The sequence below is a fragment of the Vibrio sp. A37 genome, assembly GCF_059777565.1.
Genome location: NZ_JBLNLI010000001.1, coordinates 188,789 through 211,590, shown reverse-complemented (window position 1 = coordinate 211,590; position 22,802 = coordinate 188,789). Strand labels below are relative to the sequence as shown.

At 40.3% G+C, this 22,802-nt stretch carries 24 protein-coding genes; 17 read left to right on the top strand and 7 right to left on the bottom strand.

All coding sequences use genetic code 11. The annotated features are described in order from the left end of the window. Window positions 1–183: 183 nt before the first annotated feature. The 9 genes from ACM2FC_RS00930 (at window position 184) to ACM2FC_RS00890 (ending at window position 8,276) form a co-directional block, all read left to right on the top strand. Window positions 184–876, top strand: a complete 693-nt coding sequence (locus ACM2FC_RS00930) for a substrate-binding periplasmic protein (RefSeq protein ID WP_498478939.1) — start codon at window positions 184–186, stop codon at window positions 874–876. Between the two features lie 133 nt (window positions 877–1,009). Further along, entirely contained in the window at window positions 1,010–2,248 is a 1,239-nt protein-coding gene (locus tag ACM2FC_RS00925; protein WP_498478938.1) for a hypothetical protein, read from the top strand. A gap of 525 nt (window positions 2,249–2,773) precedes the next feature. Next, on the top strand, window positions 2,774–3,193 hold the full coding sequence (locus ACM2FC_RS00920) for a BLUF domain-containing protein (protein WP_498478937.1): 420 nt from the start codon (window positions 2,774–2,776) through the stop codon (window positions 3,191–3,193). Window positions 3,194–3,339: 146 nt separating this feature from the next. Further along, window positions 3,340–3,945, top strand: coding sequence for a hypothetical protein (locus ACM2FC_RS00915; RefSeq protein WP_498478936.1), 606 nt, complete (start codon window positions 3,340–3,342; stop codon window positions 3,943–3,945). A 96-nt stretch (window positions 3,946–4,041) separates the two neighbouring features. Further along, the gene (locus ACM2FC_RS00910; protein ID WP_498478935.1) at window positions 4,042–5,052 is read left to right on the top strand and encodes a Gfo/Idh/MocA family protein; all 1,011 of its coding nucleotides are present in this window, start codon (window positions 4,042–4,044) and stop codon (window positions 5,050–5,052) included. 54 nt (window positions 5,053–5,106) lie between these two features. Then, window positions 5,107–5,415, top strand: coding sequence for a putative quinol monooxygenase (locus tag ACM2FC_RS00905; RefSeq protein ID WP_498478934.1), 309 nt, complete (start codon window positions 5,107–5,109; stop codon window positions 5,413–5,415). Window positions 5,416–5,436: 21 nt separating this feature from the next. Next, the gene (locus ACM2FC_RS00900; protein WP_498478933.1) at window positions 5,437–5,844 is read left to right on the top strand and encodes a GFA family protein; all 408 of its coding nucleotides are present in this window, start codon (window positions 5,437–5,439) and stop codon (window positions 5,842–5,844) included. Between the two features lie 42 nt (window positions 5,845–5,886). Beyond that, on the top strand, window positions 5,887–6,669 hold the full coding sequence (locus ACM2FC_RS00895) for a phosphotransferase family protein (RefSeq protein WP_498478932.1): 783 nt from the start codon (window positions 5,887–5,889) through the stop codon (window positions 6,667–6,669). A 146-nt stretch (window positions 6,670–6,815) separates the two neighbouring features. Beyond that, complete coding sequence (locus ACM2FC_RS00890; protein WP_498478931.1) at window positions 6,816–8,276, top strand: PhoPQ-activated protein PqaA family protein; 1,461 nt, start codon at window positions 6,816–6,818, stop codon at window positions 8,274–8,276. Window positions 8,277–8,347: 71 nt separating this feature from the next. Here ACM2FC_RS00890 and ACM2FC_RS00885 read toward each other — a convergent pair whose 3' ends face one another. Next, window positions 8,348–8,818, bottom strand: coding sequence for an SRPBCC family protein (locus ACM2FC_RS00885; RefSeq protein ID WP_498478930.1), 471 nt, complete (start codon window positions 8,816–8,818; stop codon window positions 8,348–8,350). Between the two features lie 54 nt (window positions 8,819–8,872). On the opposite strand from ACM2FC_RS00885, the gene ACM2FC_RS00880 reads away from it, so the two are divergent. The 4 genes from ACM2FC_RS00880 (at window position 8,873) to ACM2FC_RS00865 (ending at window position 13,434) form a co-directional block, all read left to right on the top strand. Beyond that, on the top strand, window positions 8,873–9,805 hold the full coding sequence (locus tag ACM2FC_RS00880; protein ID WP_498478929.1) for a LysR family transcriptional regulator: 933 nt from the start codon (window positions 8,873–8,875) through the stop codon (window positions 9,803–9,805). A 90-nt stretch (window positions 9,806–9,895) separates the two neighbouring features. Then, the gene (locus tag ACM2FC_RS00875) at window positions 9,896–10,978 is read left to right on the top strand and encodes an ABC transporter substrate-binding protein (protein ID WP_498478927.1); all 1,083 of its coding nucleotides are present in this window, start codon (window positions 9,896–9,898) and stop codon (window positions 10,976–10,978) included. Window positions 10,979–11,106: 128 nt separating this feature from the next. Next, entirely contained in the window at window positions 11,107–12,534 is a 1,428-nt protein-coding gene (locus ACM2FC_RS00870) for a multicopper oxidase family protein (protein WP_498478926.1), read from the top strand. Window positions 12,535–12,681: 147 nt separating this feature from the next. Further along, window positions 12,682–13,434 carry a substrate-binding periplasmic protein gene (locus ACM2FC_RS00865; protein ID WP_498478925.1) on the top strand — a complete coding sequence of 251 codons (753 nt, stop codon included), beginning with the start codon at window positions 12,682–12,684 and terminating at the stop codon, window positions 13,432–13,434. Window positions 13,435–13,530: 96 nt separating this feature from the next. Here the strand turns inward: ACM2FC_RS00865 and ACM2FC_RS00860 are convergent, their stop codons facing one another. Continuing rightward, a complete protein-coding gene (locus tag ACM2FC_RS00860; protein ID WP_498478924.1) occupies window positions 13,531–14,325 on the bottom strand; it encodes a substrate-binding periplasmic protein in 795 nt (264 codons plus the stop codon). Between the two features lie 112 nt (window positions 14,326–14,437). Beyond that, a complete protein-coding gene (locus tag ACM2FC_RS00855) occupies window positions 14,438–14,632 on the bottom strand; it encodes a hypothetical protein (RefSeq protein WP_498478923.1) in 195 nt (64 codons plus the stop codon). Between the two features lie 177 nt (window positions 14,633–14,809). Between ACM2FC_RS00855 and ACM2FC_RS00850 the strand changes: the two genes are divergently transcribed. Both ACM2FC_RS00850 and ACM2FC_RS00845 read left to right on the top strand, forming a co-directional pair. Beyond that, entirely contained in the window at window positions 14,810–16,519 is a 1,710-nt protein-coding gene (locus ACM2FC_RS00850) for an ABC transporter substrate-binding protein (protein WP_498478922.1), read from the top strand. A gap of 157 nt (window positions 16,520–16,676) precedes the next feature. Further along, on the top strand, window positions 16,677–17,249 hold the full coding sequence (locus ACM2FC_RS00845; RefSeq protein ID WP_498478921.1) for a phosphatase PAP2 family protein: 573 nt from the start codon (window positions 16,677–16,679) through the stop codon (window positions 17,247–17,249). 50 nt (window positions 17,250–17,299) lie between these two features. Here ACM2FC_RS00845 and ACM2FC_RS00840 read toward each other — a convergent pair whose 3' ends face one another. After that, window positions 17,300–18,685 (bottom strand): MFS transporter, encoded by a 1,386-nt coding sequence (locus ACM2FC_RS00840; RefSeq protein WP_498478920.1) that lies wholly within the window; start codon window positions 18,683–18,685, stop codon window positions 17,300–17,302. A gap of 188 nt (window positions 18,686–18,873) precedes the next feature. Here ACM2FC_RS00840 and ACM2FC_RS00835 point away from each other — a divergent pair, with 188 nt between their 5' ends. Both ACM2FC_RS00835 and ACM2FC_RS00830 read left to right on the top strand, forming a co-directional pair. Then, window positions 18,874–19,464, top strand: coding sequence for a hypothetical protein (locus tag ACM2FC_RS00835; RefSeq protein ID WP_498478919.1), 591 nt, complete (start codon window positions 18,874–18,876; stop codon window positions 19,462–19,464). A gap of 94 nt (window positions 19,465–19,558) precedes the next feature. Continuing rightward, entirely contained in the window at window positions 19,559–20,293 is a 735-nt protein-coding gene (locus tag ACM2FC_RS00830; RefSeq protein WP_498478918.1) for a class I SAM-dependent methyltransferase, read from the top strand. Between the two features lie 66 nt (window positions 20,294–20,359). Here ACM2FC_RS00830 and ACM2FC_RS00825 read toward each other — a convergent pair whose 3' ends face one another. The 3 genes from ACM2FC_RS00825 to ACM2FC_RS00815 all read right to left on the bottom strand — a co-directional run bounded on the left by ACM2FC_RS00825 (window position 20,360) and on the right by ACM2FC_RS00815 (window position 22,739). Further along, window positions 20,360–21,115, bottom strand: a complete 756-nt coding sequence (locus ACM2FC_RS00825; RefSeq protein ID WP_498478917.1) for a substrate-binding periplasmic protein — start codon at window positions 21,113–21,115, stop codon at window positions 20,360–20,362. Between the two features lie 243 nt (window positions 21,116–21,358). Continuing rightward, on the bottom strand, window positions 21,359–21,748 hold the full coding sequence (locus tag ACM2FC_RS00820) for a response regulator (RefSeq protein ID WP_498478916.1): 390 nt from the start codon (window positions 21,746–21,748) through the stop codon (window positions 21,359–21,361). Between the two features lie 97 nt (window positions 21,749–21,845). Beyond that, the gene (locus tag ACM2FC_RS00815) at window positions 21,846–22,739 is read right to left on the bottom strand and encodes a LysR family transcriptional regulator (RefSeq protein WP_498478914.1); all 894 of its coding nucleotides are present in this window, start codon (window positions 22,737–22,739) and stop codon (window positions 21,846–21,848) included. Window positions 22,740–22,802: the final 63 nt, after the last annotated feature.

The following is a 22,802-nucleotide window of genomic DNA, read 5'->3' as shown; positions in this document are numbered from 1 at the left end:
TTATCCATTCTATGCGTCAGCCCCCATTTGATGTGTGTTTCTTTGTCAATAGTATGCCTCTTTTCTATTATTAATAAATGTATTAATTATTAGAACCTTCCGATGAAAATAGTGGTACTATTTTTCACAGTTATATTATTTTCGAGATTGGCGTTTTCCGCTGTTTGCAACAAAGAAATTACGATGACTGGTAACCCAGAGTATCCTCCCATTACTTTTGTTACTAAAAGTGGTGAGCTTGTTGGATCCTATATTGAATTCGCACACGATATTTTGGAGAAAGCTGGTTATCACACTCAGAGTATTCCCTCACAAAGCTGGGAGCAAGCGCAAGAAAAAGTCAAAGTTGGCGAGATAGATATACTAATTGCGCCTTATTTTACTGAAGATAGAAATAAGTGGCTTGATTATGTTGAGCCTGAGGTTTCATTTGATCCGGCTGCAATATTTATTAATGTGAATAATCCAATCCCATTTAATTCTCTATCAGATTTAAAAGATCACCATGGTACGATACAGCGAGGAAGTAGCTATGGAGAACAATTTGATTCATTTGCTAAGTCGAACTCAAATATTACTGAAGTGGATAGTATGGCTACTGCGTTTTTGCATCTTAGCAATGGTTTAACAGATTATGTTCCAGCAGGGGTATATGCCGGAGAAATTGAAATTCTGAAACTCGGAATTTCTTCATCGGTTAAGCCTTTAAATCCCTGGATAACAAAGGATAAAATGTATATGGCATTTTCTCGGAAATCACCCTGTAAAGGGCTCATTCCCGCTGTAAGTAAGTTAATAGAAAACCACTCTAGTTCTGAGAAAATAAAAGAATTGAATGCGAAATATCGTTTATTATCCGGCTATAACCCTAATTAAATATTCAATATTATCAATTACATTACTTTTTTTGATTTTATACTAAAAAAGCAGTCAACTCGTATTCACTACGTATTTTTTAAAACATCTGGTTTGTTACTTTTAAAGTTCTTTTTCATATTGGAGAAGTACTATGTCATTGTTTACAGTATTTTTTTGTGGAACAGGCTCTAACGCTCAAGATGTGAATAATAAAAATTATATTGCAGGTGAGTTAATATCCACGTTGGCCAAGAATATGGTGGGTGAAGAACTATTAGATTATATACTGGTTGATGGTGTTGGAAGTGGTAACTGTAGTGAGTGGAAGAAATCGGCAAAAAATGATTCATATGGAGGACTCAGCGGAAAAATTAGGGGAAAAGGAGTAGCAAACAACATGGAGCATGCGCTCAACATCATGAAAGGTAACGCGGTAAAAGTATCAGATGAAGATTACAAAAATAGAGCGAAAAGCTTATTAAATGAAACTAAACCAGAAGAGCAATATCAGTATCAAGCCAGAAAATTTAATAGGCCGGGACGGACGCGTACCCAAGCATATAGACAGTGGGAATCCAAAGTCGACAGTTTAGCGGAGGATTTGAAAGGCAATATAAAGTTTCAAAATACTCAATTGAGACACCGTCGCACTACCGATCCGATTACGACTGTAAATATGATTGGCTGGAGTCGTGGTGGTGTGAGCTGTTTTGAGCTAGCAAATAGAATGCTCAACGACAAAGATTTATGCAGAATAAAGGTGAATATTTTTGCTTGTGATCCCGTTCCGGGTGGGCAGAACAATTTTAAAGACTACAAGTCTCTAGGAAAAAACGTTAAGAATTTAGTATGTCTATTCGCCCGTGATGAACGTTCACGATGCTTTTCTGCTCGGATGCCCATTTTGCACAAAGATACCAAGTTTTATACGTCTTACATGCCTGGTCGACATGCTACTTTAGTGGGAAATGCTCATGAAGATGGCGGAAAATCAGGGGTGAATATATATGATGGTCCAGGAAAAGTCACTCGGGACTTTGCAGAAAAAGTCCTTATTGGCTGGGGGACGACATTGAAACAGAACTCAATACTTAATTTAAGTGGCGATGACATTTCTTTATTGTATGTAAAAATGGAAATCAATGATGATGCTTTTCAAGCGATGAGGAATAAGCATTATGGCTTAGGGACGAAATCGTCTGATGCGAAGAGGGTTAATCAAAAACGAAAAAACTGGTATGGGGTGCCTACGGTAACATTTAAATATCCAGGTCTAAATATCAATTTTGAGCAGTTTGGTTGTGTGAATAGGCATCACTATGACGTAATGAAAAATAGACAATTTGCGGTTTCTGGAGCAGGTCCTTTGGTGCCATTTAAGCGACACTAAATATATTTCAATCTTGTATAACGCTCGAGTTATTAACGTCTCGAGCGTTATACAATGAGCTATGCAGCTACTGTCTCAAGCTCTACTTTTTTCGACTTGTATTGTCTACTTTGGTGGCCTTCATCCAGATGGCATGGTTCATAAGTGCACTCGCCAATTTGATGTCTTGGACAAACGTAGTGCTTACTTCTTTCTATTAGTTCGGTTTTACAATTCGGGCAGTATAGTTCCATCACTTTTTCCTTATCGGATTGATTGAAGTGTTTTTTCTATAGCTGTCAGCCAACCTGACAAAATTTTTTTAACACAGTTACCAATGTGCCACAAGTTTCTTAATTTTTAATGACAATAATTTAACACTGTAGTGACTAGTCTTTCTTTATGAGTAGAGTAGTGTCTGCGTTGGAAGCACCGGCTCAATATCTCAATTTGTGAAGAAAATGGTTTGTTACATAAATTATCGCACTCACTTTTTAAAATTATGCATAAGCTTTAAACACAACGTTAACCAAAAGGACTTTAACTATGTTGCTTGTTCAGCTGATATACGTGAGCTCTATAACCAATGGCTTTGCAGAAGACGATATTGCGCAAATTATAGAATCGGCGAAACGCAATAACTTGTCTCGTGATATTACTGGACTGTTGTGTTTTAACCGCAAATATTTTCTTCAGTGCCTTGAAGGGTCGAGAGCCAAAGTAAACGAGATTTACCACAAAATTCTCAATGATAAGCGCCACAACAATATTATATTGCTGGAGTATCGAGAAATCAGTCAGCGGGATTTTGTAGATTGGTCGATGGGATACGTCGGTGATACCAGTATTAATGAAGCGACAAACAAAATGTACTCTGTTAGCTCTGAGTTCGATCCGTATAAAATCTCCGGAGAAAGTGCTTTCCTGCTGCTCAAGCACTTAAGTAAAGCCGTCAATGTGGTTTAAGCCTTTAATATGAATAAATACGACCTTGTATTACCTTTGAGACAGGTCGTATACCACTTCTGAACATCGATTCTCATTGTTCCATCGTTTTAATTCATAAAGGAATATTTTTATAGTGTATTCTCGCTATATATAGCCTTTAGAGAATGTTCAAATATCGCCGAACGACTGGCGTACTAGAAAGACATCCGCTGGTGCCGCTTGCTAGAAGTATTCAAAAAATCGTGCCGATGCAGAAGAATAAGATACTGATTTTGTTTGACAAAAATCATACATCGGTGGCAACAATTAAGGTTTCACTACACGATAAAAAATCGATCAACTGGAAAGGGATAACGGCAGAGTGGGAAATGATTGAATACATCGATGAATGGGAAAAAGTGGTATTGAACGCCAAAGGAGAATATGACGCTATAATCCTAGAAACCTATTACCGCTTGAGAGATAGGAAAAGTGGTGAATTTGTCGATGAAAAGCAAGTATTGCAATGGACTGGAACCCAATCTCCAATCCCAGTCTTTTCAATCTATCCAAGATCTGTAGGCAGTAACAAAGCGTTAGGTGCACTGGTATTAACTGGTCAGTTATATGGTGAAGCGGCTGGTCAAATGGCATTAGACAGGTTAGAGCAAAAAGCCACCAAGAAGCATATGACGTTAAAGCATGGAAGGTTTTACTTTAACCAAGAAGGCTTAGATAAGTTCAATTTGACTTTGCCTGACAACATTAAGAAAGGCGCTATTTTTCAGTGACAGTCGGGTGATGTAAATTTCTTTCACTGGCTTTGATCGTCCTGCGAGGTATGTAATTATGACTTCTCAAGTTACTACGGCTCAAAGGAATGTCATTTGTATAGTCAAAAAGTGCGGTGGGGAATTGCTGGCCTAGGTAATATTGCTCACCGCTTTGTTCAAGATTTAGTTTCCCATGTCTCCGATGCTCAGCTATATGCGGTAGCTGCTCGCGATGTTCACCGAGCAGAAGCGTTTGCTAATCAATATCACAGTCAAACTTACTATGGCTGCTACTTCGAGTTGGCCACCGATCCCAACGTGGATATCGTTTACGTGGCAACTATTCACCCTTTTCACAAAAGCTTAGTTGAGCTTTTTCTTAATCATGGCAAGCATGTATGTGTTGAGAAGCCGGCTTTTACCAACGTACAAGATTGGCAACAAATGTCGAGTTTGGCTTCAAATAAAGGCTTGCTGCTTGCGGAAGCGATGAAGACAGTTGCTTTTCCTGCTTATCGATCAATGAAGCAGTTCATTGTAGATAACAACATTACAATTCATTCTGTAGAGGCCGCTTTTGGCACCGAGCACGAATTCGATCCTAACTGGCATTTATTTGACCCAGAACTCTCTGGAGGCGCCACTTTAGATGTCGGCGTATATGGTTTGTGGCTCTATACTGATTTGTGCCAGCTTATGGAAACTCCTATCGAGCGTCCCAAGGTAAATATCATCATGGATAGTGAAGAGAGCAAAGTGGATGAGAACGTTGAGTTTGTTTTCGAAGGCCCGATAAAAGGGAAAATCGGAGCTTCTATAACTCAGAACCTAAAAAGAGAAGCGATCATTACTGGTCCAGAGTTGGAGATTACTATTCATGACAAATGGTGGAATCCGAAAACGATAGATATCAATTTTCGAGGTGAACATACTCAAATTACTACTACACAAAGTAGTGGAGGTTTTGAATATGAAATCGAACATCTGTCTTCGTTGATTCGAAACAAATACTTTCATTCCGATATCCTAAATCACAATACGAGCCAGACAGTTATTGAGATTATGGAGCAGTCTTTGGTTGAGCATGGCTACGAGTATTTGTTGGGTAATTCCAAACAGAGATGAAGTGCGATAAATAGGCCATGAGCTTGATATTGTTTTATTGCAAGGAGATATTTGATGCTAACTGTTATGATACACGCCAAGATAAAGCAGGAAATGCTTAGTGATTTTATCGACTTGGCAAAAATGCTTGTGGCTGAAACTCGAAATCGTAGGAAGGGTTGTATAACTTATACGTTCAACCAACGCAGTGACCAGCCAAATGAGTTCGTGATTTATGAACAATGGGAGAGTCAAGAGGCCCTCGATGCTCATATAGAACAGCTAAAAGTTTTACTTGGTCCAGCCAAACAGGGGGAGATATTACTCGAGAAGTTATTGCGCTTTTACGAAAGCGCTGAACCGATTTTATACAACCAAATATGAAGGTCTCATAAGGAGAATACCATGACCTACCCAATTGAAGGTTCTTGCCAATGTGGAAATGTGACATATCAGCTACTGCAGCCACCTAAAATGGTTGTTGCTTGTCACTGCAAAGAGTGCCAGAAGCTATCCACGAGTGCTTTTAGCATTACTGCAATTGTTGACGCTGATAGCGTTAAATTTGACGGTGAAATGTCAGATTGGAGCCGAGTCGCCGAGAGCGGGAATACTAGCGCAGCAAAATTTTGTCCGATCTGTGGTAATCGCATGTATCACTTTGATCCTAATCAGCCAGATACCATTAAACTTAAGCCAGCGAATCTCACAGATACTAGCATTCTTAATCCCACCGCCCATGTATGGGTAAGCGAAAAACAAGACTGGTATCAGGTCCCTGAAGGTGTTCAGGTATTTGAAAGGCAGCCGTAAAGCCGAAAACTCTTAGAGGGAATACTTACTGGAGTATGGTTAGTGTCAAGGAACGACTTATCTCAGATGGGCACTTCAGGGGTATACCAAGATACCTATAAAGGCCAACAGTGTGTTCTTAAAACGTGCGCATCTGGGGTCGAAGTCGGCTTCTACCGGGAAGTCGCACCAATGTTTCGCTCAGTGGGGATTGGAATCCCAGAGCTGTTGCATGTTGAGAACCGCAATCTGTATCTTGAATACATTCCCAATATGGTCGATCTGGATGTATTGGTTGAACATACAGAAGTGCTGCAAACGCTATCAAGGATACACACTTTAAATGCTTCATTTTTCCCTACTACACGGTTACATAAGTGGACCAACTCAGCAACGCGTTCAGCCTTATCTATTCTTGGGTTGCCGAAGGAAACGGAAACGTTGATCTATCATATGCGTACAATAGCTAAGCCTTTATTTGAATCGGATTCTTTTGTCTCAGGGGATACAAATTCAGGGAATTGGGGTTTTAGAGAAAACGGTGACTTAGTTTTATTCGATTGGGAAAGGTTTGGTAGAGCGAGTCCGGCAATCGATCTAGCACCGCTAATTCCGGGTATGGGGAATGTTGATAGCTACAACAGAATCGCTCATGCATATCGGCAGCAAAATCCCAGTTTGGATAGTAGCGCTCTTGTTCAACAGCTTATCTTAGCTAAAGCTTGGATTGTCATCGAAGTGGTGAATTTGGCTTGGGAGAGGCGTCACCCTAAGAGAGAAGTGTATTTTAATTGGTATAATGAGAATATTCCGATGTGGGTAACCGCTATCAGAGATTACCTTTAAGGCTAAATCGATAAAAAACAAAATCTTAGTTTTAATATAAAGTTAATGAATTGTTACGAAAATCAAATAATTAACGTTTAAATTTCAGCTCGCTCATGTATCATCTGGCAGTCTTAATTGTACTAGCATAAGGAGTGTGTTGGATTATGTTATTTTCGCGAATAAAGTCGAATTTACTTTTAATTGGCTGCATTATATCTCCATTTGCTCTGGCAAATAATAGTCCTCAATGCCAGCCGCAATCTTTAGAGGCAAATCCACAGAATGTGTTAGATTGCTTTCTCCGCCAGCCTTCACAAGTCAATGGCCCAGCCAAACTTCAAAGCAAGGAAGTTAAATCTCAAGTTACCATTTACACATTTGAGTTGGAGAGCCAATATTGGCCAAGTAAGCAGCTTAGCGATAGTGGTCAGGTATGGACGCATAAGCTCGTCATCTATGTCCCCAAAAATGTATCAACTAGAGAGGCGTTGCTGTTTATTAATGGTGGCACAAATAACGCCGAAGATGGGCAATATATATCAGACCCAGAGGCGGTAGATTTAGAGTCGATAGCAATCGACAATGGTTCGATTACAGCCGATCTACAAGATGTCCCGAATCAATATCTCACCTTTGATGATGGAGTACCACGTAGAGAAGATGGTATCGTCGCGTACACTTGGAACAAATATCTTGATGCGCCGGGAAAAAACGCTTTTTGGCTAGTACACCTTGCTATGGTCAAAGCAACAGTGAAAGCCATGGATGCGGTTCAAAATCAAGCTAATGTTCGCAATTACCCAAAGCCTGAACACTTTGTGCTTTCTGGTGCAAGTAAAAGAGGGTGGGCGGCTTGGTTAACGGCAATTGCCGATAAACGTGTCAATGGCTTGATACCTATTGTTATCGATATTCTCAACACCCAAGACAATATTCACCATATTCACGATAGTTTGGGGGATTGGCCAATTGCATTTCATGACTATGTTGAACAAGGTGTCACGAAGCGAGTGGACTCAATTGAATTTAATAAGCTCATGAAAGTGGAAGACCCACTGGCGTATGTGAATGAGCCCAAGTATGAAAAGCGATTAGACATGCCTAAGTACATCATTAACGCTTCGTCAGATGATTTTTTTGTACCTGATTCGTTGTTGGAATACATCGATAAACTTCCGGGGCAAAATGCAGTGAGAATATTACCCAATCAACGTCACTATGTAGATTTTGCAATCGTTAGCCAAGCGATGAATGAATACTACCAGCTGTTTCTTACGAACTTAAAGCACTCTCATCGTCAATGGTCGCCAAAAATTCGATGGTCAAATAGCGAAGATAACAGTCAGATAGAAGTCACGACGGATTTTGTTCCAAAAGGAGAAGTCAGACTCTGGCAAGCTTATAATCCGGTAGATAGAGACTTTAGAATTTATCCAGCGAAAATAGCCTATACTAGCTCAACCATTTCAGGAACATGCACTCACAACCAATGTACGTATCATTTTCCTGCTGTAGAGAGTACCCAAGGTTATTACTCTCGATTCCTAGAGTTTGACTATGAAAGTCATCAGCACGAGTTGGTCGTAACGTCACCAGCATTTGTGACGCCGAATAGTTATCCTTAAAGGCTAGCCAATATCGCTCCACTCTTGCAGGGCAGATTTATCGTGCTCTGCAAGGGGAAGTGATTACATGGTTATGCTGCTTCTGCATGGCGCTTTAAACTTTGTAATAAGTCATTAAACCCTTTACCTAATCCACGCTTAAGCAGTGGATAAAGCAGGTAGCCATGAGCTTTTAGTGTTGGACTCGCGTAGAACTTCACCTCTGTACTATTTAGAGACAAGCTAACGAGTTCAAATCGAACTTGGTTTTCTTGTATCGGAAATATCGACGGTACATTTTCGATTTGTACATCTACTTCAAGGACGTGATGCAATTGATCGAATTTGGTGATGGTTTCAACGGCTGTTGGGCCTTTTCCGTTTTTGCCGAGTTCGCAAACGCGGCCAGCAATTGGTGCTCCTTCTACGAGCTTGTTAGATGTTAATTCGTAAGATTGGTAAACAGGGTCATGCCAACTGCTTATTTCCGCAAAGTTGTTTGCTAGCTCATGCCATACTTTATCGATTGGTGAGTTGATTTGTGCACTAGAATAAACTTCCATGGTCGTGTCCTCTGTGATTTTCAACGAGATGATGTAATCTTATATGGACAATATTTGGAACGGAATAGAGATAAAGTAAACATGGTGGTGCATAAATCGAACATAGACTGGGATGATATTCGCTTTTTTCTGGCAGTGGCGCGTCTAAAAAGTGCTCGGCAAGTGGCGATGGCTTTGGATATCAGTCATTCTACTGTGTCTAGGCGAATCAACATTTTGGAGAAAAAACTAGAAAACCATTTTTTTGAGCGCACGAGTAAAGGATACGATTTAACTGAAGATGGCGTTATTTTGTTGGAGTATGCCGAGCAAGCTGAAGCTGCGATGCTTGAAGCGCAAAGTGTCCTTCAAGGTGGATCTCAATCGTTATCGGGTGTGATTCAGTTTACCCTCCCTGATGTTATTGCTTCGCAGTTAGTTTTACCTCGCTTAAGAGAGTTTAATGATCGTTATCCTGACATTCACGTCAATCTACTAATAAGCAGCCAAACGCTGAGTCTTGAGCGTAAAGAGGCAGACATTGCCCTAAGGTTTTTAATGCGTAATCAATCTCCACCCGAGTCCTTAATTGGTAGGAAACTCGTCAATGTCGCGTCATGTTTTTATCGCTCGGTTGATAAGAAGAAAACCATGCAACAGTGGTTAGGATGGTCTTCACCGGACAAAGATCTATGGTGGATCAAAAAATCGCCAAAGCCTGAGTTGCCAAGAAGACATAAAATCGATGGTGCTGAGATGCAGCTACTTGCTGCAAAAAATGGCTTGGGTTATGCAATGTTGCCGTGCTTTTTAGCTGATCATGAAGCAGAGCTGACTCGGTTGGAAGAAGCCGATGTGATGCAAAATCATGAGCTATGGCTGATTTCGAACCCGAGTCATCGTAATGTGAAGCGTTTTAGTGTTTTTAAAGATTTTATCAAGGATCTGATTGAGGAACGGAGTACAGACCTTACTGGAGGAGACGGATCAAAATACTCTAACGTTTAACTCACCAAATTAATAAAAAACGTTAGAAAAAAGGTGTATGTGGAATCTTTGAATATACTTGGTATAACAGTCACGAAAATTTAGAGCAGCATGAGCGCGTTATTAAGGGGTTTCACGCTACTTATATTTCTTACAAGTACGTGTTTCGCCCATCAAGGAACTATTCATATTACCTTTATTTCTCCCAATCCTGATGATCAAGACTTTTGGGGGATCACCCATAATTTTGCCCGAGCGAGTGCTGAGGACTTAAATATTGATTTGGACATTATTTATTCGGCCACTAATCGATATTCATATTTGAAAAACGTGCGACAAGCCTGTGCCTCAGTTCAAAAGCCTGATTACTTAGTTGCGGTATTTTCGAGAGCGATTGCTGAAGATATCTTATACATTGCAGAGGATTGCCAGATTCCTATTTTTATGGTGAACGCTGGCATACCAGAAGAAGATAAAGAAAGCATTGGCAATATACGTGATAAGTACAAATATTTCATTGGTCATATGGCTCCAAACGAAGAACATGCAGGTTATCAACTTGGAAAACAATTAATCAAAGCTATGAGAAATAAGGCTAAAACTGACCTTATAGAAGTTGTTGGTATATCGGGCCGACGAGATAGCCCTGAGACTTTGAGTAGAAACGAAGGGCTGAAAAAAGCAGCACAAGAAAATAACGTGGTACTGCACCAAGTCGTATTTGCTGATTGGAATGGTGAAAAAGCAGGTGCACAAGCGGCAGAACTGATTAAGCGATATCCTAATTTATCGGCAATCTGGGCTGCGAGCGACCATATGTCCATAAATATCAAAGCAACGATTGATAGGGTAGGAAGTGACGGTAAAATTATTACCGGTGGAATCGATTGGACTAAAGATGGCATCAACGCTGTAAAAAATAATGTGTTGGAAGCGTCGGTAGGGGGGCACTTTACTGAGCTCGGCTTCACTTTGGTGCTTCTGTTTGACCACTTTCATGGAATAGATTTCATCTCAGAATATCCATCGACCATTTATACAGATATGCAATTGCTGTCGCGAGAAAATATTGACCACTACTACGATTTTATAACCAGTCAAGATTGGCAGATGATCGATTTTACACGCTATTCAAAATCATTAAATCCAGATCTTAAACAATATGATTTTGCGTTTGAAACTCTAAATCAATAAGTGAATCGTCTTAATTTTTTCATTTTTGTAATGTTCGTTTTCATAAAAATTTTTCACTCTTTATGTTGACCTTACAGTAAGGGTAAGGAATACGGTATGAACCTCACTACATAAAAGAGAAAGAAATAATGAAAGTCAAAACCTTCAAAACACTCGCGTTATCTAGTTTGGCTATATTGCCACTTTACTCTGTGTCCAGCTATGCTGCTCAGCAACCCGTTACGCTGACGGTGCACAATACCAAGCTAAATATAGATGGACACAACGAAACGGTTTATCAAATCACCAATAGCGATGGTAGCAACGGCTTCGTTGGCCGTGAAGGTGAAAACTTTAATGCTATCGTAAAGAATGAGACGAATAAGCCTATTACGCTTCATTGGCATGGGCTTGTCGATCCGAATAAAGAAGATGGTGTCCCTTATGTAACGCAATTGCCTATCCCGCCACATGGTCAGCAGCATTATGAGTTCAAATTGAATCAAACGGGCACTTATTGGATGCATTCTCATGTAGGTTTTGAAGAAGCAAGGCTCATGGCAGCACCATTTATTATTTATCCTAAATCTGGTCCACAGCAGGGTGTAAAAAATATCACCATGATGGTCCAAGACTTCAATTACCACTCGCCTGATCAAATCTGGGATGCGCTTACAAAGCCAAATGAATCGAAAATAAAAATCAACGGTAACGAAATCAATGATGTCCCACCAGATGTTTTGTTGGCGAATCGAAATACACTTAAAAAGCCAGAAGTCGTTCGAGTGAAGGTCGGTGAAAAGGTCCGTTTGAGATTCATCAACGGTGCGACGGATACCAACGTTTATCTCAATATGGGGGCACTGAAAAATCAGCTTGTTGCGGTGGATGGTCAGAACGTGCGACCAGTAAAAGGCAATAATTATCAAGTTGCAATTGCACAGCGTAGTGATGTGGAATTTACTATTCCTCATAAAGGGGCATTTCCAATTTTAGCCGAAGGTGAGGGTACTGATTTACGAGCAGGTATTATCCTAGCAACGGAAGGGGCGAAAATTCCACAGATCACAGAAAAGGTAAAAAGCGAATACCCCGAGTACAACTACAAACAGTTAATGAACTTACATGCACAAAAGCCGTTAAAAAAACGTAAGGTGTATGAACACTATACCTTAAATCTAACCGGTGATATGACTAAGTATGCTTGGGATATTAACGGAAAAACTTGGCCTAACACTCAACCTCTTTGGGTCAGTAAAGGAGAAAGAGTCGAAGTGACTTTGAATAATAAATCCATGATGCCACACCCAATGCATTTACATGGTACAGATTTTCAAATTGTCTCTGTCAACGGAAAAGCGATTGATGGGCCAATGCGCGATACGGTCAATGTATTACCCCATTCAAAGATAACGATTGCTTTTGATGCAACTAATCCCGGTGTATGGGCATTCCACTGCCACATCCTATGGCACGCAGAGGCCGGAATGATGACCACGGTACGCTATAGAGGATATCAAGCGCCGCAATATTATCTGAACCTTACTCATCAGCCTTCGACAGCACCACAAGCGTAGTGTTAAGGGGCGATGGTTTGTCGCCCCAACTTCCACCTTACGTTTCCAACAAACTCTTTTACGTGAATAAAAAGTTACCTTGAACATTATTTGACTAGCATCTACTTTTTAATTGAATGATTACTCAATAAATATCAGGAATGAGATATGAAATGGATATCAAAAGTATCGTTATTTGTTAGCTTTAGCCTATGCGTGCTGGGCAGTGCGCAGGCTAGTGATTTTTCTAAATTGGGTTACCTAACCGAAGATTTCCCTCCTTTTAATTATAAAAAGGGCAATCAGACCGAGGGTATTTCAGTGGATTTGTTGATGGCGATGGCCAAAGAAGCCAACGTTCCTTTAAAACAAAGCGATATTAGAGTGTACTCTTGGGCTCGCGCTTATGATCTGGCATTGAAAGGGCCTGATAAAGTTTTGTTTGCCACCACTCGCTCCGAAAAGCGCGAAAACTTATTTAAATGGGTTGGCCCTATTGCACCTTTAAGGCTAGCGCTTGTCGGCAAAAAGGACGCAGGTTTCAAAATTGACAATATAGATCAGGTTAAAGACTATAAAATTGGCGTCGTTAATGAGGATTTTGGCGAGCAATTACTTCGTGATGCAGGGGTTCCTGATAAACAAATCGATGAATTAATCAAGCCTGATCAAGTGGCCAAAAAGCTGATATCGGGACGCATACAATTATGGGCGTATGATGAACTTACGGCATTTATGTTGCTGAAGAAGAATGGCGCCGATACGAGTCAATTTCAAACGTACTATGTTTTGAAGGAAGGTCAGCTTTACTATGCGTTAAGTAAGGATGTCAACGACTCAATGGTTTCTTCTATGCAAAAAGCCTTGGACGCTGTTAAAGCATCTGGAGAATACGACAAGATAATGGCCAACTATAAATAATTCCTTTGTACGGTATTACTCTAAAAAGCCTTAATATTAATACGATTAAGGCTTTTTCCTTATCATTCCTAGACTGAAAATTGTTGGATGAAGCAGTTAATTTGACAGACTGTCAACTGCAACTTCTTGTGTGGGAAGCGGGCTATTAAAGTAATTGTGTTCAATTTTGGCAAACTCATCCTGATTGATTAACTCGCTTAATGTCTTCTGGTATTTGACGAGTTCACTGAGTTTTGTGGATCGTTTGCTAGTGGCAAGGTAAATAGGGTTGATGCCAAACGGCACAGGCAACACTCCAACCGTTTCATTGCCATTTAGCTTTATCGCCCAAAGTCCCATAAGCTTTGGCATGGCAAATGCCTCGATTCTGCGTAAATCAACGCTTTTAATGAGTTGTAAAGCATTGTTGCCTTCAAACTCCTCAAACACACCAAGTTGGAGCGCGTTTGAATAGTTTGGATGCATTTTAGCTCCGCGTAATTTTCCTATCATTTTCCCTTGGAAGCTTTCAAAATTTCCGTCAAAACTTATCGCAGAGTCTTTTCTGGCGAAGAGAGAAAAGTCAAAACTCGTGATGGGGGTTTCTGGGAAGTCGAGATAAGTGAGTCTATCTTGAGTGATAACAACAGGAAGGATTGCATCAACTTCTCCTACTTTGACTAGTCGGTTGGCCCTTTTCCATGGCAGAACTAATATGTCTATCGGTACGTTGGCTTTCTCTGCCGCTTTGTTGAGCAATGAAATGAAAATACCCTCGTAAGCTCCTTGGTCATTCTGATAGACATAAGGAGCGATTTCTAACGTAGCAATAACGATAGGAGGGTTTTTATGCGATGCAGCAAAGGAAGAATTTACCCAAATTGCCAAAAATAACATCCATGAATATCTCATTGCTTGGCTCCACTACCGTAGCCTACAGTTTCCCTTAGGTAATTATAGGCCAAGCGCTCGTTTATCAAACGATATTCAATTTGATCATTAGATCTAATGTGCCTATGAAAAATTAGGCATTATTCGCATTTTGAGCGACGGAGTCATGGGTATTATTTTTCCTCCAGATTTTGGTTAGGAAAGATAGCCGAGGTACTTTATCTCTAGCTTGAGTAGGATTGCCACAGTTGCTATGCGGTAGAGGTGTTACATCTTCTTGATAGGTTCTTTTATGTAAGATGGGTAAATAGTCAAAATAATGGTTCATTGTGTACTCCTTTTCATCTTCTTTGAAAACTATTCACCTTTTTTCCCGAAGAAAAAATAGAAGTAATACATTCAAGTTTTCACCTTTTTTCCCTCCGTTACTTATTGAATTTATTACCGAGAATGCAATATCTTTAAGCAAACAAGGTATCAGCTAGTTATTGTAAATGGAGTTTTTATGCGTTACTGGATGGCGTTAGTTTATTTTCGAGACACACTGGCTATAAATTCTCCTCAGAGTATGTCTTTGGATTCGATGACGAATGCTCTTGCTTGTTCTAAGCGTAATGCCCAGTTGGTTATAAAAAAGCTGTCTTCGGAAGGCATTATTGATTGGCGACCAAATGCAGGCAGAGGCAATAAGCCGACGATTATGTTGCTTAAAAGTGTGGCAGAGAAGATCGATCTAGAAGCCAATCGCTTACTGCAAAAAGGTAGAATAGAGCTTGCCATGAAGCTGGTTGAAGAAAACAGGCAAGCACAGTTTTTAGCTGACTACCTTACTGTGCCAACAAAGTGCGTTGAATTGACAGATATTTTGCGTATCCCATTTTACAGAGGTACTCATGAACTCGATCCAATATCCATCTCTCGCCGAACAGAGCAGCATATCGCCAATCACTTATACGCAAAGTTGCTTCAATTTGATCGCGAGACCAGCACTTATAAGGGAGATATGGCACTGGACTGGAAAGAAAATGGCGATGTTCTTGTATTCACTCTCCGCAAAGGGCTGACTTTCCACGATGGCACAGAGATTTCGAGTAAAGATATCGCCGCTCATTATAGCAGGCTAGTGAGTTCAGGAAATCACAACTCTCGTCTGTATAGCTGTATTTCAAAAGTAGAAGTGATGGACAAATACCACATTGCATTTCATAGTCACTTTCCACTGGATTTTATTCTGAAGCTATTGTCATTTGACCCTATGGGGGTCGCAAAACTCTGTGAAGGAAACGTGATCGGTTCTGGTCCTTTTCGTATAAAAGAGCAAACCAAATGGAGAACTTATTTAAGTGTGCACGAGTCGTACCATGGTCTGCGACCTTGGGTTGATGGTGTGGAAATTTGGAATATAGGTGACAAGGCAAAAGACTTTTCACTCAATAGCGATGTTGTTCACGGAAGGGAGGTGAGTGCAAATATCAATAAAGTATTCAATCTGCAGCAACAATGGGAAAAAGGATCGGTTTATGTATTGCTCAATCAAAAAAACAACCACTGGCTGAGAGCGAAAGAAAATAGCAAATTGATCATGTCTGCAATTGAGTCGTTCGGGTTACCCCCAGAGCTACTGGACTCTGGAATATGCAAGGCAATTGGAATGCTGAAGGAAAGTAGCTCTAACGAAGAGAGCAAACAGTATGATGCTAAAGTGGAATCACCTCCATTGGTGGAGCCTTTAAAGATACTTACGTATCAACTGTCGGACAACATATGTTTGGCGAAGCATATCCAAAGAGGGCTATTGCAACAGGGTATAGAGTGTGAATTCGAGGTGGTTGAATTTCCCGTGTTTAATTGTCCGGAAACAATTTCTAAGGCTGACATAGTGGTTTCTGGCGAAGTCTTTAATGAAGATTTAGAGATGAGCTGGATGGGGTGGCTATTTAGCAGCAATGCTCTGGAAAACTGTTTGATGGAAAATGAGAAAATTCGAATATGGCAAGAAGCAAAAGAAATCTTACCGCTAGAAAATCTGACGGAAAAGCTCGCTGCATTTGACGAGTTAGAGCAATCGATGATCGATAGCTACGTTTATCTGCCGATATTTCACATCAAACAAAATTTAAGCTTTTCTGAATCTATTAACTCCAGTCAAATGTTGGCAAATGGTTGGATAGATTTTAATACTGTCACTATACGATCTAACTCTAAATCGTCTTAGTTTTTAACTAGGAAACTCTCACTTTTTATTTCAGAAAATTGATTTTATCTCAGCAACTTATTAAAAATAAATATAAGTTACATGGAAATGTTCGAGCATGAATTGGCTCGAGAAAAGGTAACGCTCGCTTTTCTAAGTCTGTAGTAGAGAGATAAAGATGTATAAAAGGATGTACTTTCTGGCGTATTGGCAGAAGAGTTTCTGTGGGATTATTTTAGCTTTTGTGCTGCTGGTATCAATGCCAGCTAAAGCAACAAGCACAGATGATTGGGGTACAGTGAGTGATATTGGCTCTACTGGTTTAGTTGTTGCTGCGCTGGCATTACCCACATTTAATGCTGATTGGCTTGGCCTTCAGCAAGCTAGCGTTAGTATTGTCACGGCTTCTGGGGTAGCTTTACTTGGAAAAGCAGCAGTGAACAAAACCCGACCAGATGGCTCAGATCAGAAAAGCTTTATTTCCAATCATACCTCAACAGCGTTTTCAGCAGCGACAACCATGAGCATCCGTTACGGTTGGCAAGTAGCCATCCCAGCCTATAGCGTTGCACTGTTAACTGGTGTTGGCCGAGTCAAAGCAGATAGGCACTATTGGGAAGACGCTTTGTTAGGAGCGGCTGTCGGCTCGCTTGTTGGGTGGACATTTACGACACCTTCACAACACCAGCTACAAGTTATCCCTTGGGCAAGTCGCAGTGAAGCCGGGGTGATGGTTGCGATGAATTGGTGAGCAGGGGTGGCAAGCCACACCTGCTTTTATTGAGGCCAAAGCTGGAATAGCTAATGTGTTGCCACCACACGCTTTGTGGTTGGGATATGACTGGTTTTCATACTAAGTGAGACAATAATTCCAAGCGTCATTAAAGCGATAAGCAGCCACGCTGCGTGGTGAAAACCAGGTAGAAATCCACCATGTGCTGATCGCGCGAGCAACAAGCAAAACGCAGCTCCAAGGTTGCCGCCGAGTTCTTGAATTGAAGAATAAGTCCCCGTTGCAATGCCCGCTTGTTGAACCGATAGAGTAGAGACTGCAACCGTTGTTGTTGGCCCCCACACTAATGACGAAGCAATACCAAAGCTAGCCATTGCGGCGATCACCAACACGGGGTTTGCATTGCTTGTTAAAGCGAGCAACAGTCCGGCAGAAATTACCGCAAATAAAAAGCCAGCCGCTATCCAGTATTTTGCGTAATGAACGTTATAAAGTTTTCCGACAATCAACGATAAAAAGATTTGTGGCAGTGGTAGGAAAATCATGACTAACCCGACCTGAATCACAGAGTAGTTGGCAACAGTTTCGAGAAACAACGGCACTAACAAAAATGCACTCCAAGTAAAAAATATCAGCAATCCACTGTTGATTGACGCCTTCAAGAACAACGGATTTTTCAGGAGATCAGCACGTAAAATTGGCATTTGAGCGCGCTTCTCTACCTTAGTAAGCACGAAGACACTTATTGCGCTTATCACAAAGGAGGTGATAATCCATTTATTGGCTAGTGTTCCGTACTCCACAATGGCTAAAACAAGGCTACCTAAGCTCAAGGTCACTAAAATTGTACCTGCAATATCTAGATGCGCTTCATCATGCTCATTCTTTGATTCACTGGCGTATTTTATTACTAAGATGCTTGACACTAAGCTAAGAATTAAAACAAACCAATAGATTGATCGCCAGCCTAAATACCCGACTAATAAACCACCAACAATTGGCCCGATTGCTTGAGAAACACCAATCACCATGGCCCATAGGCCCACGGCTTTACCTCGCTGGTGCTCAGGGAATTCTAAAGACATCATGGCTTGCGAAGCAGCAAGCATAATTGCATTGCCAAGGCCGGTGAAAAACTGCAAACCAATGATCATTCCAATACTATGGCTAAGCGCATCCCCTACCATGGCTATGGATGTAAATGCTAAGCCTAATAAAAAGATTTTTTTTCGCCCATAGATATCTGATAATCGGCCAAACGTGACTAAGAATGCACAGCCGACAATACCAAAAATATTCACTATCCACTGCGCTTCAACTAGACGGGCGTGCATGTCTTTGGTAATTGTGGGTAACGATACGTTCATTAACGGGTAAAAAATACTGATCGCCACGATTCCTAAGCAAATGCCGAGAATACTTGGGATATTCAGAGAATGATTAGCTCTGCCCATAGTGCGGACCTCTCATAACATAATGACAACAATAACAAATTAAGAAATACCGGACGCTAGAAACAGATTGCGTCCCAAAGGTAGGTGCGAGCGTATTATAGGGGCTAAAAATGTGATCTGTATAGATCTTTTTGGTGATTAAATCACTTGATTGTTGTCAATTTTATAATTTTTAAACTGGAAGAATAATGAGACATTTTGCGTTGTTAGTTTTTTTTATCAGCTTTGTTGCAAAGGCTGATGTTATTCCTGACTGCCAGCCGGAACAGATTCAAGTTAGGCATTTGGCGATTGGCGTTCCGGGTATGTCCCAGACAAATGACTATTATGGGGTCATCAATATTTCACCTAATGAGTGTAAAATCGCTCATTCGATTGTCCAACTTGCTCCAGTAATGACCAATAGCACAACTCATCGAGAAGAGGGGGAAGACAAATTCGTAAAGTCTTTTTCTTCTGAGGTAGGCTTTTATGATTTGCAGCCAGTCAAAGATGGTATTCAGTCCCTTAATAATATGGTTTGGTTTAAGGTTCACGGCGCAGGAGCGTGCGATAGCACGAAAGCCATCCAGCAAATAAAAGTTAAGTTAACTTTTTCTAATATCGTTGAATATGTAGTGCCATTTTCGGGATATTCATCTTGTGGTATCAAATCTAAAACTGAGTTGCATCAAGGCCAAAAAGGCTGGCCAAGTAACTGCGTTTATAGTGAGGGGAATTCAAATGTCAATGAGCTACAGGGAGTGGTATTTACTCATAAATTCGCTAACTGCGGTTAAAGAGTGCTCTAGCCAAGAAAAGAAAAAGCATGCAATCAATAAATAATGTGAGTGGAACACAACTTACAAAATGTCAGTACTAGAGGAAGTATCCATGACCCAAGTTAGTCAAGTAGAAGTCGATCAGGAAGTGAAAGAGTTTTTTGAGCAATGGAATCTGTATAAGAAAATAATTCGTCATGATTACATGAAGCATGTCTTCATCCATGAAAAAATATGCCTGACGCTGGATCAAATGAAACTGAGCCGGCCTCTAAGGGTATTAGAGTTAGGTTGTGGAGATGCTGCTTTATCCAGCAAAAGCTTAAGCCAGTTTGACATTGAGAGCTATGTTGGAATTGACCTTTCATCACAAGCTTTGAACGTAGCGGCAACGAACTTAAGCACTTGTTGCTTTCCAGTAAATCTGGTTCAAGGCTGTATGACCGAGAGAATGAAAGAGGAACAAAATGAGTCATTCGATGTAATTTTAACGGGATATGCCGTGCATCACTTAGATAATCAGCAGAAAAAAATAATACTCGATCAATGCTTCCAAAAATTATCGCCAAATGGTGTTCTTTTTTTCTACGATTTGTTTTTGCAGAACAATGAAACGAAAGATCAATATTTATCATCCTACTCAGAGAAGTTTTTAGAGCAATGGAGTGAACTCACTGATAGTGAGAAGCAAAAGGTATTTGAACATATCGATCAGTGTGATCACCCGATTGAGGAGAGAGATTTTTTAGATATGGCTTATCAGGCAGGGTTTAAGGAAGAAGAGTCTCCGATGATTTATGGTGAACCACACCTTGTTCATCGACTGTATAAGTTGCAGAAAAACTGAGGGATGTTGATATATTAAAGCCGAATTTTCGTTTGGCTCTAATATTAAAAAAACAAAGAGATGGTGCTATTCGTGTGGTCCGATATATTGTTTGTACTTGGAGATAATATTATCGAATACGCCATTGCTTCTTATTATTTCTAAACCTTGATTAAACTGTTTAATCAAGAGTGAAGATTTTTCCCCAAAGCGTTTGCTCGCTAACACGTACTGATGATTTTCTAGCAAAGGCCTACCGTTGTGGGTGATAGCCTCTCGATATTGCGCTGGAAGTTGGGCCAAAATATAGTACCCAACATGTACATCTATTGGCGTTGCATCCACTCTGTTTTTAAATAGTTTTTGTAGTGCTAGCTTATCAGTTTTTGCTAAATCAACCTTAAAACCTTCTCGTTGCAATGCTTCTACATGAGAATAACCTAGTGTTGAACCTAGCCTGTAAGCCTTTAAGTCGTTCAGGGTAGACCAGTCAAAGTTACCCTCTTTCAGATAAAAAAACACTTCCTGTACTGGGTAAAGAGGCGAAGAATAGTAGAAATCTACTACTCTGTTTGGCGTTTTAAACCATCCAAAAGTGACGTCTACCTTTCCAGACTTGGTTTCTTCTAATGCTCTTTTCCAGGGCACTCTGCGTAATGTGACATCATAGCTCACAGCATTAAATGCGGAAATGACGACTTCTTCGGCAAGCCTTGCTTTAGCATCGGTTTTGGAGGTGTATGGAGGATAATCTCCAATCGCTGCCACGATAGTTTGAGCGTGAGATTCTGATAAGGTAATTATAAAAAATATAAAAATAGAGAGCTTAATACAGTACTTCATGTTGCCCTGAGACCCTTTAACCATAATTTAAAAGTAGTTGATAAAGAAGTTAAAGGGTAGGAGGGTAATAATTTACCCTCATGCAGAAAATATTTATTGGTTTTAGATAGTTAAAACCTTTCTATTATCACTAACATTAGCACGGCAAATACGCATACCAAATACCAGAAAAATAATGATCGTGAGCTTCGGTCTTCTATGTGCTTTTCTTCTAGAGCCATAATGAACTCCTTGGTTAGTTTCTTAAGCTGCGTGTTTGATATAAGGGCTTATGGTATTAATGAGCTCTTGCTTTAAATGAAATTTATACAAGATATCATCTGCACCAAAACTTTTGGCGTGCTCTAATACTAAAGCTGGGTCACTTTTTCCGTAACCTGATGAGATTGCTAATACAGGTGTTTGGCAGTGTTCTTTAATATAGGTAATGAGTTCATAGCCTTCGACATCAGGCATAACGATATCGGTAATGACTAAATCAAAACTTTGTTTGGATAGTCTTTCTTTAGCTTCAATCGCGTTTTGGCAAAGAGTAAGGGAAACCCTATCTGATAAATGGCTTTCCTTAATTAGTGCTTCCATAACGCTTAAGCACAACTCTGAATCATCAATAATCAATAACTTATCTAGCATGACGTTTCTCTATATTTTAATAATATGAAATTAGTTTAGCATAAATTAGAGTATTCACTATGTTTGTAGGGTTATTGTGAGAGTACTGTTAAAAATGTTAGTTGTGAGGCTTGTTGCGTGATATGGAAAACTCTTTAAAGACGTTCATCCAATGGAAATGAAGCTGCTTGTGTTGACAGAGCCATATTGTTTGCTCGCAGGTATATGGACATCCGACAACATGAATGATCTGAAACTGATGTTCTTTTGCAATATAGTCAGGTAAATAGGCGAGTAGAGGCTGAGATTTCACCAAGGTGGTAAGCATTGAGACAGTGTCTACTCTAGCGGTGATTAATCGACTGTAGTGTTCATCGTGCCAGCCATCAAGGCTGCGGTGAGTATCCATACCACCGTAGATAGAAGCTGAAGGAACGATAAATGGGTGTTTGAGAACTTCCTCGATATGGATTGGGTGCTTGGCTGCTTCTACTAAAGGATGGTGAGAAGCTGCAGCTGTCACGAAGTTAACGTGTTTTAGGGGATGCGCTATGATTTGTCGCTCAATGGGGGTTTGTTTATTTAATCGAGCCACTACTGCCAAATCCACATCATGTTTTCTAAGGGCCTCTAAGTCTTGTGTTGTTCTTGTTTCTAAAGTTGCTTGATGCTGGTTTTCGACCAAATGCTGTATGAGATGGGGAACAAAATAGCTTAATAAGGCTTCTGAGCCGCTCACTCTTAGATGGGGACGGCAAGGTTTTCCCAGCTCTCGCTCTATTTTGTCATTGATTGAAATGAGCTCTATTGCTCGTAGAAACAATGCCTCACCCGCTGAAGTGAGTTTCCAGTGATGGTTAGATCGATTGAACAGTTCTTGCTGGTAATAACTTTCTACTCTTTTGATAATTTTGGATAGTGTCCCTGGCTGCACATTTAACTTACTTGCAGCACTTCTAAGGCTAGGAGCCTTAGCAACTTCGATAAAGGTGGCTAAATCATCAATTTTCATGTGTTGCCTATATGGAAACAAGTGTAGATATCTTGTTTCTTTTCTATCTTATAAAGCTAGCAT